The organism is Bovifimicola ammoniilytica (genome assembly GCF_025567085.1).
Taxonomy (GTDB): Bacteria; Bacillota; Clostridia; order Lachnospirales; family Lachnospiraceae; genus Bovifimicola; species Bovifimicola ammoniilytica.
Genome location: NZ_JAOQJN010000005.1, coordinates 80,731 through 97,369 on the forward strand (window position 1 = coordinate 80,731; position 16,639 = coordinate 97,369).

Consider the following 16,639-nt stretch of genomic DNA (forward strand, 5'->3'; position numbering starts at 1 on the left):
AATGACTTAAACAATAATATCCTCTATATTAATAAGAATTAATTAGCAAGTTAATTCTATAATATAGAGGATATTTTATTATCTAAAAGGTTATAAAAATAATCCTATACATTTATGAAATACATACAAAATTCTAAAAATTTACTAAAAAGGCACCATTATATGCCAAAAAACAACTCGCATACATGTTCCAGAAACTTAAAATCTTGTTGAAATTTAATATACCAGCATATATAATAGTCCCTATCGAGACGTATCGATCCTAGAACGTGACAAAGGAGGGTGGACTATGTAGAGAATGTTAAGTGCATTTTAATGAAAAGTTGTTAAGTAAACATTATTAATTAAGAAATGGAGATTATCATGAAGAAGAGATTTATGAAATCATTTCTGGCGGTAGTTACATCAGTATCGATGTTAATGACAGGTATAACTATACCGGAAATGAAAAGTTATGCATCAGAAGCAGTAATAGCACAGACTTCTGAGACAGTAGCGGCTTCGTCAAACAAATATGGTTTATTGGATAAAGCCTGTGATGGTTTGATACTTCATTGTTGGAACTGGTCGTACAATGAGATAAAGAACAGTATGGCTGAGATTGCAAAAGCAGGTTATACATCATTACAGACATCACCTGTGCAGATGCCTAAGGATGCAGGTTCTGGTGATACACAGGGAACATGGTGGAAAGTATATCAGCCTACAACACTTAGTATGGTTAATAACCATCCTTGGTTTGGTACGAAAGAGGAATTCAAGGCTATGTGTGATGAAGCTGAGAAATACGGAATCAAGGTTATTGTAGATATTGTTGCTAACCATATGGCTAACAATACAGGTAGTATTGGTAACTCAAGAGGAGATATCTGTAGTCAGAATGATCCGACATTCAGAGATGATGACAGTTGCTGGCATTTAAATGGTTCTACAAGAATCGATTATGGCAATCAGCACCGTAATGGAGACACAACAAGTTTAACCTGGGGATTTGGTGGTTGGCCAGATCTTAATACAGGAAGTAAAAAGGTACAGAATGCAATTGTTTCTTTATTAAAAGAATGTGTTGATCTTGGTGCAGACGGATTCAGATTCGATGCAGCTAAGCATATCGAACTTCCAAGTGATCCGGGTGGAGCATCAGATTTCTGGCCTTATGTTACAAGTGCTATTAAGGAATATAAACCTGATGTTTATCTCTATGGTGAGATTCTTGATGATTCTGCAACAGCTATTTCAAATTATACGAAATATATTGCTGTTACAGATAACAGAGCAGGTAATGCAACATCATGGGGCGTAAATAATCATGATATTGGAGCAGCAGCAAATTCTTCCCTTACATATAAAGGAGAGTTAGGAGATAATATTGTTCTCTGGGCTGAGTCTCACGATACATATGCCAATGATGGCTTTACAGGTCCTTCAACAAAGCTTTCACAGAGTGTTATAAACAGATCATGGGCTATTCAGGCTGCAAGAGATTTTGCAGTACTCTATTATATCCGTCCGGGCGACACTGGAGCTAAGATGGGTTCAAAAAGTACAAATACAGCTTGGAAAGATTCAGAAGTAGTTGAAGTTAATAAATTCCATAACTACTTTAGTGGAAAATCAGAATATATGTCATCATATGACGGTTCAGTAGTATTAGTAGAAAGAGGTTCGAATACTGTACAAGGTGGTGTTGTTCTTGTAAACATTGGTGGTGGTTCTAAGAATGTTGCAGGTGCTGAAACACATTTATTAGCAGATGGCACATATAAGGACCAGGTATCAGGAAATGAGTTCAAGGTATCAGGTGGTAAGATTACAGGTAATATAGGTAGCACAGGCGTTGCAGTAGTCTATAATAAGAAACCAATTACATTAGATCCTGAAGCAACTATATCGCAGGAAGGCGGAGAGTTTACAAGTGATACATTAACACTTAAGCTTGACTTAGTTAATGCAATATCAGGTACATATAAGATTGGTTCACAGTCAGTTAAGACATTTACATCAGCTAAATCAATTACAATTGGTGCAGATATGGCATATGGCGAAAGTGTTGATATAGTTCTTACTGCAACAGATGGTAAGACAACATCAGACCCTGTTACATACACATTTACTAAAGTAGAGAAGACTGATAATATTGCATACATAAAAGTACCATCAGGCTGGACTGGAGATATATATTGTTATGCATATGATTCAGCAACAGAGATGGTTAATAATGGAGAATGGCCTGGCGAGAAGATGACATATGATTCAACAACAGGTTATTATAAATATACAATTCCTGAAAATATTAAGGCTCCAAGAGTTGTCTTCTATAATTCAATAGCTAACCGTTATCCGGATGACCGGGAACCGGGACTTCTGTTTGAATCATCAGGTTCGTGGTTATATGCTGATGGCAAATGGTCTAAGATGACATCTACAACAGAGAACGGAACAGTAATAGTTAAATACGTAGATGAATCAGGTAATGAAATAGCTACATCTAAGAAATTAACAGGTAAAGTAGGAGCTTCTTATACAACTTCTGCTGCAACAGTAAGTGGATATAAATTAAAGACAACACCTTCTAATGCAACAGGAAAGTATACAGCTTCAACAATCACAGTAAAATATATTTATTCAAAAGTTACAAGTAGTGATCCTACAGTCACAACATCATTTGCAAATGGTTCTACATTTAAGACAGAGACACAGACAATTAAGCTTACATTAAGTAATGCAACATCAGGTACATATTCAGTAGATAATGGTCCTGTTAAGACATTTACAGGTTCAGCAAATGTTGTACTTGGACAAGGTAAAGTAGCAGATTCTACAGTTACAGTTAAAGCTACAGCTACTAATGCGAGTGGTAAGACAAAGAGTTATACATTTACATATAATAAGAAATTTAATGGAACTGTTAATGAAGAAACAAGTAAATTATCAGTAACAAATGAGACTGCAAGTGTTGTAACAGCAGGACAGAAACTTGCAAGCAACATTTATGCAACTAACCCTGATGGAAAGAAGGGTGTTGAGAAGACAATCACAATCGATGGTGATGCATCTGATTGGGATGAAAGCATGCTTATAGCTAAAGGCGGTGCATGGGATGTAGCAAACCACTATAAGGGTGGACACGAAAACTGTGTGCTTGATACTACAGCATTATATGCAGCTTATGATGATGAAAACCTTTACGTTGCATGGCAGATGGTTAATACAACAGATACATGGGCAAGATCAGGTGATGGTCCATTAAGTGATGGCGGACGAGTACTCGATGTACCACTTATTCTTGCACTCAGCGTAGATGAGAACTCAGTTTCAATGTCGAACAAGAACACTGAAGGAGGACCTATTTGGGGTCGGAAGATGGGACTAGAGTTTAATCAGCACGTAGATAGATTACTCTATATGAGTGGTAAACCAGGTTTAGGAAAACCATCTATATTCAAGGCAGTAGATGCAAATGGTAATACAGACTATGAAGATGGCTGCGTTGGATTTGCTGATGGTGGAATTGAATACAAGATGGCTACAACTAACATAAGTTCAAAGATTATGGGACTTAATGGATCAGATTCAACAGATGATATATTCAATAATGGAGCAGACTGGGTTGATTATAAGACATTTGTTGGTTCAGAGGGAAAACATAATATAACATATGACTCATTCTATGAGATTAAGATTCCATATTCAACTCTTGGAATTACAAAGAGTACAATTACATCAAAAGGTATTAAAGCAATGTTAGTTGCTACAAGAGGTGAATCAGCCCTTGACTGTATACCATATGATGCATCAATGCTTGACAATGCTATGAAGGATTACTCAAGTGATCCAAGTACATCGGCAGAGAAAGATGATACCGACATCATTACAGCTGATTTTGCACAGATTGGCGGAGGCGGTATTGTACCACCATCAGACGATCTTGAATTAAATTTTGGTGCTGACCGTTCAGCTCCACAGACAGCAGGAACAGCTCTTACATTAAAAGGTATTGCACAGGGTGGTTCAGCCAACTATACATATAAATACTATGTAAATAATAAGTTAGTAGCTACTAAGACAGGAAGTGGTGAAACATCAACATCCTGGACACCACAGACAGCGGGTACTTACACAATTAAATGTGTCGTAACAGACTCAAAGAATAACACAGTAACAAGTGCTAAGAAGTATACAGTAGAAAGTTCAGGAAGTGTTACTACAGGCTGGAAGAAAGTTGGTTCATCTTGGTATTATTACAGCAATGGTAAGAAGGTAACAGGCTGGAAACAGATTAATGGTAAATATTATTACTTCAATACATCAGGCGTTATGCAGGCATCTAAATGGATAAGCAGTACATATTATGTAAAAGCTGATGGTTCAATGGCAGTTTCAGAACTCGTTGATAATAATAAGTATTATGTGGATGCCGATGGTAAATGGGTTAAGACAACAAAATGGCTTAAGATTAATAACAAATGGTATTACAATATATCAGGAAATATCCAGCAGTCTAAATGGGTTAAGATAAATAATAAATGGTATTATTTCAACGGCTCAGGCGTAATGCAGACATCTAAATGGATAAACAAGACATATTATGTACAGGCAGATGGAACGATGGCTAAATCAAAACTTGTAGATAATAATAAATACTATGTAGATGCCGATGGTAAATGGGTTAAGACAACAAAATGGCTTAAGATTAATAACAAATGGTACTACAATGTATCAGGAAATATCCAGCAGTCTAAATGGGTTAAGATAAATAATAAATGGTATTATTTCAACGGCTCAGGCGTAATGCAGACATCTAAATGGATAGATGGAACATATTATGTACAGGCAGATGGAACGATGGCAGTTTCTAAATGGGTTGATGGTGGTAAATACTACGTTGGCTCAGATGGAAAATGGATAAAGAACAAATAGTATATTGAAGTCTTAAATATATAAAAAATGAAAATAGCATAAAGTAATCTTTAAGGATTGCTTTATGCTATATTAGAGTGAAAGGAATGAAGGCATGTTAAAGAAGAAAAGAATCGCATCTTTGACAAAAAAAGTCTTGGCGGTTACACTTGCAGTAGCAACGGTAATGACGAATGGCTATGGATTGCAGATGTTTAGGGATTCAGAAGTTAAAGCAGAAGCGTCTACAACAGAAGTGCTGTCAAATGAAGACAGAGGAGTTATATATTCCAATTCAAGAACAGATTTTCGTGATGAAACAATTTATTTTCTTATTGTAACAAGATTCTATGATGGTGATTCAAGTAACAATGCGCGTACTTCAGAAGATGCAAAAGCACAGAATCCTGAAAATGATCCATCATGGCGAGGTGATTTCAAGGGACTTATTGATAAGTTAGATTATATCAAGGCGTTAGGCTTTACTGCTGTATGGATTACTCCGGTAGTACAGAATAAGTCAGGTTATGATTATCATGGATATCATGCATATGATTTCAGCGCAGTAGATACGAGATATGAATCAAATGGTGTTACATATCAGGACCTTATCGATGCAGTACATGCCAAAGGTATGAAGCTTATACAGGACGTGGTATTAAATCATACATGTAACTGGGGTGAGAAGAACCTTCTTCAGTTAACAAGTGACATATATAAAGAGAGAAATCAAACGGTTATGATAGGTTCTAATGATCCTGAAAACATTTATCATCATAATGGTTTCTGTGGTGGTGGTGACTGGGATAACTATGAAGCACAGGACAGAACGATTGCAGATGACTGCTTCGACCTAGAGACGGAGAATCCGAAAGTATATAATTATCTGATAAATTGTTACAATAAATATATCAACATGGGTGTTGATGGTTTCCGAGTTGATACAGTTAAACATATTTCAAGGCTTACATTAAATTCAGTATTTTTACCTGCATTTAAGAAAACAGGTGGCGATAACTTCTATATGTTTGGTGAAGTTTGTACTAAAGGACATGATGTATGGTATCGTGAACATCCCCCTATTTCCACGAGTTTCTATACATGGAATGATCCTGTAGAATGGACAGGTAAGTGGAGTAATGATTTGGCATCAAATGAAGCGTTGGTTAAAAAACATTATAATGAACACAATGATATGAATAATCAGCCAACAAGTACAAATGCATTCCTTAATGGTAATAATTATCATACACCTGATTATTCAGAAAAATCAGGATTAGATGTAATTGATTTCCAGATGCACTGGAGTTTCAATACAGCAAGCAGTGCTTTTCAGACAGCATTGAAAGAGGATAGATATTTTAACGATTCAACATGGAATGTTGTATATGTAGATTCACATGACTACGGTCCTGATGAATGTCAGACACAGAGATATAATGGTGGTACAGATGCATGGGCAGAAAACCTTTCATTAATGTTTACATTCAGAGGTATTCCATGTCTTTACTATGGTAGTGAAATAGAATTTATGGCAGGTTCACCAATCGATGTTGGACCTAATATGCCATTATCTAAAACAGGTAGAGCATATTATGGTGATAATATCGAGGGTAATATTGATACGTCTGATTTCACAGTATTTGGTAATTTAAGTGGTACGGTTAAGGACACACTTAATTCTACTCTTTCACAGCATATTATGAGACTTAACAGACTTCGTCAGGCAATACCTGCTCTTAGAAAAGGTCAGTATTCAACAGATGGCTGTTCAGGATCAATGGCATTCAAGAGACGCTATACAGATGATAAGACGGACAGTTTCTGCCTTGTAACTATCTCAGGTGGTGCAACATTTACAGGGATACCTAATGGTAAATATGTAGATGCAGTTACAGGTGATGTTAAAAATGTAACAAATGGAACACTTACGGCTAATGTATCAGGTAAAGGTAATATGAGAGTATATGTGCTTGATACAGCAAAGACTCCTGCTCCTGGAAGAGTAATTACAAATGGCGATTACTTAACAGATGGTGGTAAAGCTGAATTGATTGGCGAGGAAAATATTAATGTTATTAATCCAACAAGCATTACATTAAATAAAACTTCAATTTCGCTCTTAGAGGGCAATTCAGAAACAATTACAGCCACAGTTGCTCCTAAAGATGCTACAAATAAGACAGTTTCATGGACAACAAGTGACAGTACAGTAGCCACAGTAAGTGGTGGAAAGATTACAGCAGTAGGAAAAGGCTCGGCAGTAATTACTGCTAGGACAGTCAATGGACTTACTACAACTGTTAAGGTTAAAGTGTCTGAAAATCCTAATATAATTAAACCGACTTCTGTTACATTAAACAAGAAATCCATAACTCTGACAGAAGGGGATACAGAGACAGTTACAGCAACAGTACTTCCTGCAACAGCTTCTAATAAGACAGTAATATGGAGTTCTAATGATGCAGGAGTTGCCACAGTAAGTGGCGGAAAAATCACAGCAGTATCAGAGGGTACAGCAGTTATTACGGTTACTACATATAATGGCTGCAAGGCTACATTAACAGTTAAAGTAGAAGCTAAAGAGATTCCTGTTATTAAGAATGGTATATACTTTAAGAAACCTGATGCCTGGGGAAGAAATATAAATATTTATTTCTACAGTAACGATACAACAGTTGGTAAGGACTGGCCTGGTGCAGCTATGACAGACTTAGGTGATGGATTATATGTATATGAACACTCTATAACAGATAGCAATACGAAGGTTATATTCAATGATGGAATTAATCAGACTGATGACCTTGATTTTCATAATAATGGATATTATGAGTTAAGCGGATTTATCAAAGTAATTGAAGTTAAAGGTGAAGTAAATGTTAAGTATAAAGACACAGATGGAAATGTACTTGGTACAGACAAATTAACAGGTACAATCGGCTCATCTTATACAACAGAAGCTAAGACAATCAGTGGTTATACATTAAAGACAACACCGGCTAATGCAAAGGGAACATATACAGAAAATACAATTGAAGTTATATATGTGTATACAAAGAATACAATTGATGTAGCTAATGGCTGGAAGAAAGTAGGCTCATCATGGTATTATTATACTAATGGAAAAGTTGTAACAGGCTGGAAATCAATAAATGGCAAAAAGTATTACTTCAATACATCCGGAGTAATGCAGACCTCAAAATGGATAGGTGGACAATACTATGTTAAAGCCGATGGAACAATGGCAACATCACAGTTAGTAGATAATAATGAATATTATGTGGATAGTAATGGTAAATGGGTTAAGACAACAAAATGGCTTAAGATTAATAACAAATGGTACTACAATATATCAGGAAATATCCAGCAGTCTAAATGGGTTAAGATAAATAATAAATGGTATTATTTCAACGGCTCAGGCGTAATGCAGACATCTAAATGGATAAACAAGACATATTATGTGCAGGCAGATGGAACAATGGCTAAATCAAAACTTGTAGATAATAATAAATACTATGTAGATGCCGATGGTAAATGGATAAAGAACAAATATAAAAAATAATAATCACAGATAAATAAAATAATTATTACATAGGAATCACCTTGAATTTATGCTTTATGCATAGATTCAGGGTGATTTTTGTATAAAATGTATTACACATTAATAGAATGTTAAAAAATAACAAGTAAATTTAAAAAAAGTTAACAAAATTTTAAAACAATGCTTGATTTTATTGTGCAACATCGATATAATTGAAATGAAGGTATATAAAAATATAAAGAAAGGAAAAAATTAATGAAAAAGAAAAAGATTTTTTTTAAAACCGCTAAAAAAACAATAGCATTTATGTTAGCGGTGTCTACCTTTGTATTAAATGGTTATGGGTTAGACTTTTACAAGCAGAAAGCTAATGTAGTTAAGGCTGAGGCAGCATCGACAGATGTACTGTCAGGTAAAGACAGAAATGTTATATTTGCAAATTCAAGAACGGATTTTCGTGATGAATCCATTTATTTTGCAATGGTTACCAGATATTATAATGGTGATGAAAGTAATGACGTTCAGTGCTGGGATGGAACACAGTATAATTTGAACGATCCAGCCTGGAGGGGCGATTTTAAGGGACTTATTGAAAAACTGGATTATATTAAAGCGTTAGGCTTTACAGCAATATGGATTACACCAGTTGTAGAGAATTGCAGTGGTTATGATTATCATGGTTATCATGCAATTAACTTCAGCAAAGTTGATCCAAGATATGAATCAGATGATTGTACATATCAGGATTTGATAGATGCAGTACATGCAAGAGGAATGAAGATTATTCAGGACGTTGTATTTAACCATACAGGTAACTTTGGTGAAGCAAATCTGATACCAATGTTTAACAAAGAGGGTGATTTAAGTTCACCTGATTGTTTACAGGTTATTGAAGGTTCAGGCTTACCAAGTAATTATAATAGCTTAACACCTGCAGCTCAATACGCAGCAAGACTTGCGCTTATGAAGAATACTGATGGTGTGAATCATGATGTTAATAATCTATATCACCATTATGGTAATTTTAACTGGGATGATTATACATGTCAGATAGCACAGATAGCCGGTGACTGTGTAGATTTAAATACAGAGAATCCGATAGTATATAATTATCTTGTAGATGCATATTCTAAATATATTGATATGGGTGTTGATGGCTTCAGAGTAGATACAGTAAGACATATCAGCCGACTTACATTCAATAAAGTATTTAATGATGCATTTATGAAGGCAGGAAAGAGAAACGGTAAAGACTTCTATATGTTTGGAGAGGTATGTACAAGAGATAATGGTAATTATTGGTACAGACAGTCTCCATCTATGTCAACACCATACTATACATGGAAGGAATCAAAGGATTATGAATGGAGTGATACCGATTGGGAGGTAAACTACAATTCAGCAATTCAGGCAACAAAGGATAATGCAGATAATATAGACGAACAGCCAACAAGCCAGAATGCATTATTAAATGGAAATACATATCATACACCTGATTATAGCGAATTTTCAGGATTAAATGTTATTGACTTCCCAATGCATTGGTCATTTAAAACAGCACAAAATGCTTTCTCAGTAGCTGTAAATGGTGATAAATACTATAATGATGCTACATGGAATGTTACATATGTAGATTCACATGATTATGCCCCTGACGGAGCTCCAGAGGATAAAAGATTTGATCAGCCTCAGGATACATGGGCAGAAAACCTTTCATTAATGTTTACATTCAGAGGTATTCCTTGTATTTACTATGGTACAGAGACAGAATTCCAGAAAGGCGCAGTTATTGATAAAGGTCCAAATATTGCACTTGCAGAAACAGGACGTGCATATTATGGAGATAATATTGAAGGAACAGTTACATCAGTTGGATTTGGTGAATATGGTAATGTAAGTGGTGCAGTAGGTGATACATTAAAGCATCCATTATCACAGCACATCCAGAGATTAAACAGACTTCGTCAGGCAATACCTGCTCTTAGAAAAGGTCAGTATTCAACAGAAGGATGTTCAGGTGAATTATCATTCAAGAGAAGATATACAGACGATAAAACAGATAGTTTTTGTCTTGTAAGTATTTCAGGGGATTCAACATTTACAGGAATTCCTAATGGTAAATATGTAGACGCTGTTACAGGAACTGTTAAAAATGTAACTGATGGAACATTAACAGCTACTGTATCTGGAAAAGGTAATCTTGCAGTATATGTATTAGATACGAAAAAAACTCCAGCACCAGGAAGAGTAATTACAAATGGTAAATATCTTACAGATGGTGGAAAAGAGGAATTAATTGAGCCAATTGAAATAAATGTAGTAAACCCTACAAGCATAAAATTAAATAAAACTTCAGTATCATTATTAGAAGGAAATGTTGAGGCTGTTACAGCAACTGTAAGTCCAGCAGATGCAACATACAAGACAGTTTCATGGTCATCAAGTAATAATTCAGTAGCAACTGTTAGTGGTGGACGAATTACTGGTGTGGGAAAAGGTTCAGCAGTAATAACTGCTAAAACAGTTAACGGATTGACTGCAACGGTGAATGTTACAGTTTCAGAAAATCCTAATATAATTAAACCAACGGGAATTTCTGTGGATAAGACTTCTGTAATATTAGAGGAAGGAAACACAGAGAAGATAACAGCAACGGTTAGTCCGGCTAATGCAACAAATAAGACTGTTAAGTGGTCTTCGGATAATACACAGGTAGCAACTGTAAGTAATGCAGGAATTATTACTGCTGTAAGAGATGGTTCAGCAAATATTACAGTAACTACATTTAATGGATATAAAGCTACGATAAAAGTATATGTAACAGCAAAGCAGATTCCGGTAATAACCAACGGCATATATTTCAAGAAGCCTGATGGATGGGGTTCTGATATTAATATATACATGTTTAGTGGTGACAAAGCAGTAGGTAAGGCGTGGCCAGGAAGTAAGATGTTAGATTTAGGCGATGGAATATATGGCTATGAATATACATCAACAGATAAAGAATTGATGATCATCTTTAATGATGGTAATGGAAATCAGACAGCAGATTTTGAATTTGTAAACAGTGGTTACTATGATGTAAGTGGATATATTAAGACGGTAGACACGAATGGTGTAGTATATGTCAAGTATGTGGATACCGAAGGTAATATATTAGATATTCAGAAATTGTCAGGAAAAACTGGTGAAAAATATTCATCAGAGGCAAAGACATTTAATGGATATAAATTGCAGACAAAACCAGATAATGCAAGTGGAACATTCGGTGATAATACAATAGAAGTTATATACGTATATACAAAAACAACTTCAGATACAAAATCTGGCTGGGTAAATAAAGGAGATTATTGGTATTATTACGAAGATGGAAAAGTTGTAACTGGCTGGAAATCAATAAATGGCAAAAAGTATTACTTTAATACATCCGGAGTAATGCAGACCTCAAAATGGATAAGTGGACAATACTATGTTAATGCCGATGGAACAATGGCAATATCACAGTTAGTAGATAATAATAAATACTATGTAGATGCCAGTGGTAAATGGGTTAAGACAACAAAATGGCTTACAATTAACGGAAAATGGCATTATATAATATCAGGAAAAGTCCAGCAGTCTAAATGGGTTGAGATAAATAGCAAATGGTATTATTTCGATGCATCCGGAGTAATGCAGACTTCAAAATGGATTGGTGGAAAATATTATGTAAAAGCCGATGGAACAATGGCAGTTTCAACACTTGTTGACGGTGGAAAATATTATGTCGGTTCTGATGGTAAATGGATTAAATCTACAAAGTGGCTCAAGATAAATAGCAAATGGTATTATATGATATCAGGAAAAATCCAGCAGTCTAAATGGGTTAACATAAACAGCAAATGGTATTATTTCGATGCATCTGGAGTAATGCAGACCTCAAAATGGATTGGCGGAAAATATTATGTAAAAGCCGATGGAACAATGGCAGTTTCACAGTGGGTTGACGGTGGAAAATATTATGTCGGTTCTGATGGTAAATGGATTAAAGGATATAAGAAATAGTCTGATAATTTTAGCAAGGTGATTTAGAAACTGTTAGTATCAACTGACATAGACTAAGTAACAATAAAGCAAAATTAGAAATAATAAAGGCGATGAGAAGTCTGGTATATAGATTTTTCATCGCTTTTATGGTATAAAAGTATATAAGTATATAGATTGATATATAACTTAAAAATAGTAATACATTTGGAAGATATGGGAGATGAAAAATATGAGAAACACAGTAGTGAGAATTATGAAATACATATTTATGGCAGCTATATTTGCGGGTACGTTATCAGTAAGCTTTTATAGTGGAAAATATGTGTGCGAAGCAGCAGAAGTTAATGATAATGAATTAGATAACAATGAAACCGGTATACAGGAGAAGCAATACATAAAAGATTTTACAATCAATACAGTTGATGCACCAAGGGTTGGTAATATTGCTCCGACTATTATTAGTAATTATAACAATATGTTTAAGATAACTGATGTGGAGTGGAAGTGCGAAGAAGATTCGGAATTCAAAGCAGGTGATGTATTTAATGGAAATTCTACATATACACTCATATTAAGACTTACCCCTAATGATAATTATGAATTCACAACAGAAATGACAGATGGTGGATTAAAATATAATGGAAGCTATTTCGTATGGGTAAAGTACGACAATGTATCAGACAGAATGGAAGATAACAGTCTGGTTTTAGAAATAACATTTAAGACTGATAATGTAATCAAAGATTTATACTTTACACTTGATAAAGAAGTATGGACCAAATATATAATTGGACAATATGCAACTAAGGCAAGTAAGCAGTTTGCTGATGAAGTAATTAATGTAGATAGCAAAGATAGTGACAGATATTGTATTGACAGGAATAATTCATTTCTTGGACAATTAAATAATTCATATATAAACTATAATCTGAAAGGAAGAATACTATTAGATGCGCAGTATGTGATGTGCATAACAGTTTTAAGAACAGGAGATTATACATTTGACAGCATTACATCAGAGATGAATATTTATCTGAATGGTGAAAAAGTGGCAGTTAGAGATATCTCATATAATAGTAATTGGGATATGTATTACATATATATCGATGCACCGGCTCCGGGAACAGGTGTCGTCGATTATGATATAAAAGTGAATAATGGAACAACTTATGATGATTTGAATAATGCAATATCCGTATCTGAAAAGGATAAATTAATTACATTGGTTGCAGATAATCCGGCAAAGGGTAAAGTGTTTGATAAATGGGTATGTTCAGATGGAAACGTGGTATTTAATGATGAAAATAATGCAACAACTACATTTGTAATGCCTGATAATGATGTTGAGATAACAGCTGAATATAGATATGTTGATGAATCTATGATAATCGGATGGAAAGAGATTGATGGTAAGATGTATCATTTTAACGAAGAAGGAATTATGGATACATCAAAGTGGATAGATAATAAATATTATGTCAAAGAAGATGGAGCGATGGCGGTTTCAGAAATAGTCGATAATGGAAACCATTATGTGGATTCACAGGGAAGATTTGTATATACTACAAAATGGGTTATGGCAGATAATGTGTGGTATTATGTGATAACAGGTACAGTTCAGAAGAATAAATGGTTGGTGCAAGGTAAAAAGTGGTATTATTTTGGTTCAGATGGAGCAATGTTAACATCACAATGGCAAAAGATAAATGGCAAATGGTACTATTTTGATGCAGATGGAGTAATGCAGACATCAAAATGGATTAGTGGCAAATATTATGTTAAATCTGATGGCACAATGGCGGTTTCAGGTTTTGTTGACTCTGGTAAATATTATGTAGATGCGAATGGCAGATGGATAAAGACTACAAAGTGGCTTAAAGTAAACAACAAGTGGCACTATATAGTTTCTGGCAGAGTCCAGATGTCTAAATGGCTTAATATAAATGGCAAATGGTACTATTTTGATGCAGATGGAGTAATGCAGACATCAAAATGGATTAGTGGAAAATATTATGTTAAGGCCGATGGAACAATGGCAATTTCTGAATGGGTTGATACAGGAAAATATTATGTCGGTGCCGATGGCAAATGGATTAAGGAATATGGCAGATAAAACGAATATAATCCACAAAAAGAAAATGCTTCTTCTTGGACTTGCCGTTTTTATGGCCTATTTGTGCAGAATGTGTGATTTTGAATTTGAAATATTCCAGTTAGCAGGATCTTTAAGAACATACATATACATCACAATATTTTATCTATGGGGCAGGTCTATTAAGAGAAGAATAATTCAGAAACAGGTTCAACACTATCTTATAAGTATAGCTGGACTTATGATATTCTGGATTATGATAAGAACAATAAAATATTTCATTGTAGACAATATAAATGCGTCAAGGTATCTGTGGTATATGTACCATATACCACTTTTAGGCATACCATTTTTAGGGCTTTTAACAGCAATGTCATTAGGTAAAGCTGAGGATTATAAATTGCCTGAATGGACAGGAGCCCTATATATCCCGACTATTATAGCGATAGTATTTGTCCTGACAAATGACCTTCATCAGAAGATGTTTGCATTTCCGGAGAATGGAAGTGTATGGTCGGATTCAAAGTATAGTTAAGCAACAGGATACGGAGTGGTAATGATATGGTGTATTGGTTGTGCTATAAGTGCATTAGTAATTATTGTGATAAAGTCCAGAGTCCCAAATACAAGAAAAATAATGTGGAGACCAATATTGCCACTTGTAATTTTATTTGTATATATGGGATTGTACATTTCGGAAGTTAATGGATTAAGAATAGTTTTAGGCGATATGACAGTATTTTGCTGCCTGTTCTTTACTGCAATATTTGAGAGCTGCATACAATGCGGGCTTATACAGTCAAATTCCAGATATGATAAATTATTTGAAATATCAACTATAGAGGCTAAGATTGTTGATAACGAAGGAAACGTATGTTATAAGTCAGATAATAACATTCATTACAACAGCGATAATATAGAATTCAAAGTGAAATACCTGCCATTGTAAGTGGACAACTATACGATATATTTGAAGAGCTAGATTATTACAGACATTTACATTTGACATATAAATTGTTTGCAAAAATAATAATTTTAATGATTAATTTTTTAATGGTCACATTATTAGGTGGGTTAAAAGCAAATGATAATATAACAATGAAGGGATGCATGAGATATAAAAATAGAATTTTATTAAGCAGCACAGGATTATCCTGCTTATATGCGGCAACCATAATATGGTATGGCGTTAATCTGATTTATGGCATATATAGATTATATAAGATACATAATATTAATAATAATCAGATAAATTCTAATTCTATAAAGGAAGGATTAGACAATCTGCCAAGTGGCATATGTTTTTTTGACAAATATGGAAAGGTAGTATTATGCAATCGTAAAATGCATGAATTAGGTAGAAGACTTATAGGGAGTAACGTTCAAAATCTTATGGAATTAGAAAATGCTTTAAATAATCCTCCAAATGATATTAAGTTAAAGAGAACTTCAAAAGATGAGTCAGGCGAAATGCAATTAACTATGCAGTATAATTCAGCGGATAATTCGGCAGAAGCGATATATGGAGAGAATATTTACATATTTTCTGAAAATGAAATATGGATTTTCGCAAAAGAAGAACTCGCGATAAAATGTAATGAAAAATATAGTCAGATTTTGGCAACAAATGTTACAGAAATCTATAAATCTATGATACAATTAGATGCAGATAATGAAAAACTTAAAGAAGACGTAAAAGCAAATCGTTTAACTGTTGAAGTAACGAAGGACATTGTAAATGATGAGTCATTATATAGAAAAAATGCTATATGTTATTATAATATCCGTATTAGAAATAATGGTAAACAGCCTGATAAAAACATAATTGAAGGTGGAGGGTTATCGAATATAAGGCAGAAGCTAGAAGAAGCTGGTGGATATATGAAGATACAGAGTATACCGGAATTAATTATAAATATTGGTTTGAAAACTTCTGATATGGGAAATGCATAAAAATGACAGAGCAGTAATTATAATGTGTTTTGCACGTAGTAAAACCGGCATAAACCTTAGATATAAATATTCAATGAAATTGTTTAAAGCAGAAATGAATAAAAAGCAATAATTTCAGAATGGAGACC

7 protein-coding genes are annotated in these 16,639 nt (G+C 34.3%); all 7 read left to right on the forward strand.

What is annotated here, in order from left to right; translation table 11 throughout:
* Positions 1–363: 363 nt before the first annotated feature.
* Positions 364–4,920, forward strand: a complete 4,557-nt coding sequence (locus OCV48_RS07845; protein ID WP_262559423.1) for an alpha-amylase family glycosyl hydrolase — start codon at positions 364–366, stop codon at positions 4,918–4,920.
* A gap of 94 nt (positions 4,921–5,014) precedes the next feature.
* Positions 5,015–8,461, forward strand: a complete 3,447-nt coding sequence (locus tag OCV48_RS07850; RefSeq protein WP_147591597.1) for an alpha-amylase family glycosyl hydrolase — start codon at positions 5,015–5,017, stop codon at positions 8,459–8,461.
* A 234-nt stretch (positions 8,462–8,695) separates the two neighbouring features.
* Positions 8,696–12,484, forward strand: coding sequence for an alpha-amylase family glycosyl hydrolase (locus tag OCV48_RS07855; protein WP_147591598.1), 3,789 nt, complete (start codon positions 8,696–8,698; stop codon positions 12,482–12,484).
* A 211-nt stretch (positions 12,485–12,695) separates the two neighbouring features.
* On the forward strand, positions 12,696–14,579 hold the full coding sequence (locus OCV48_RS07860; protein WP_262559424.1) for an InlB B-repeat-containing protein: 1,884 nt from the start codon (positions 12,696–12,698) through the stop codon (positions 14,577–14,579).
* On the forward strand, positions 14,536–15,093 hold the full coding sequence (locus OCV48_RS07865; protein WP_147591600.1) for a histidine kinase N-terminal 7TM domain-containing protein: 558 nt from the start codon (positions 14,536–14,538) through the stop codon (positions 15,091–15,093). Before OCV48_RS07860 ends, OCV48_RS07865 begins: the two co-directional genes overlap by 44 nt.
* A 21-nt stretch (positions 15,094–15,114) precedes the next feature.
* Positions 15,115–15,507, forward strand: coding sequence for a hypothetical protein (locus tag OCV48_RS07870; protein ID WP_262559425.1), 393 nt, complete (start codon positions 15,115–15,117; stop codon positions 15,505–15,507).
* Positions 15,508–15,668: 161 nt separating this feature from the next.
* Complete coding sequence (locus OCV48_RS07875; protein WP_147591602.1) at positions 15,669–16,511, forward strand: PAS domain-containing protein; 843 nt, start codon at positions 15,669–15,671, stop codon at positions 16,509–16,511.
* The last annotated feature ends 128 nt before the right edge of the window (positions 16,512–16,639 follow it).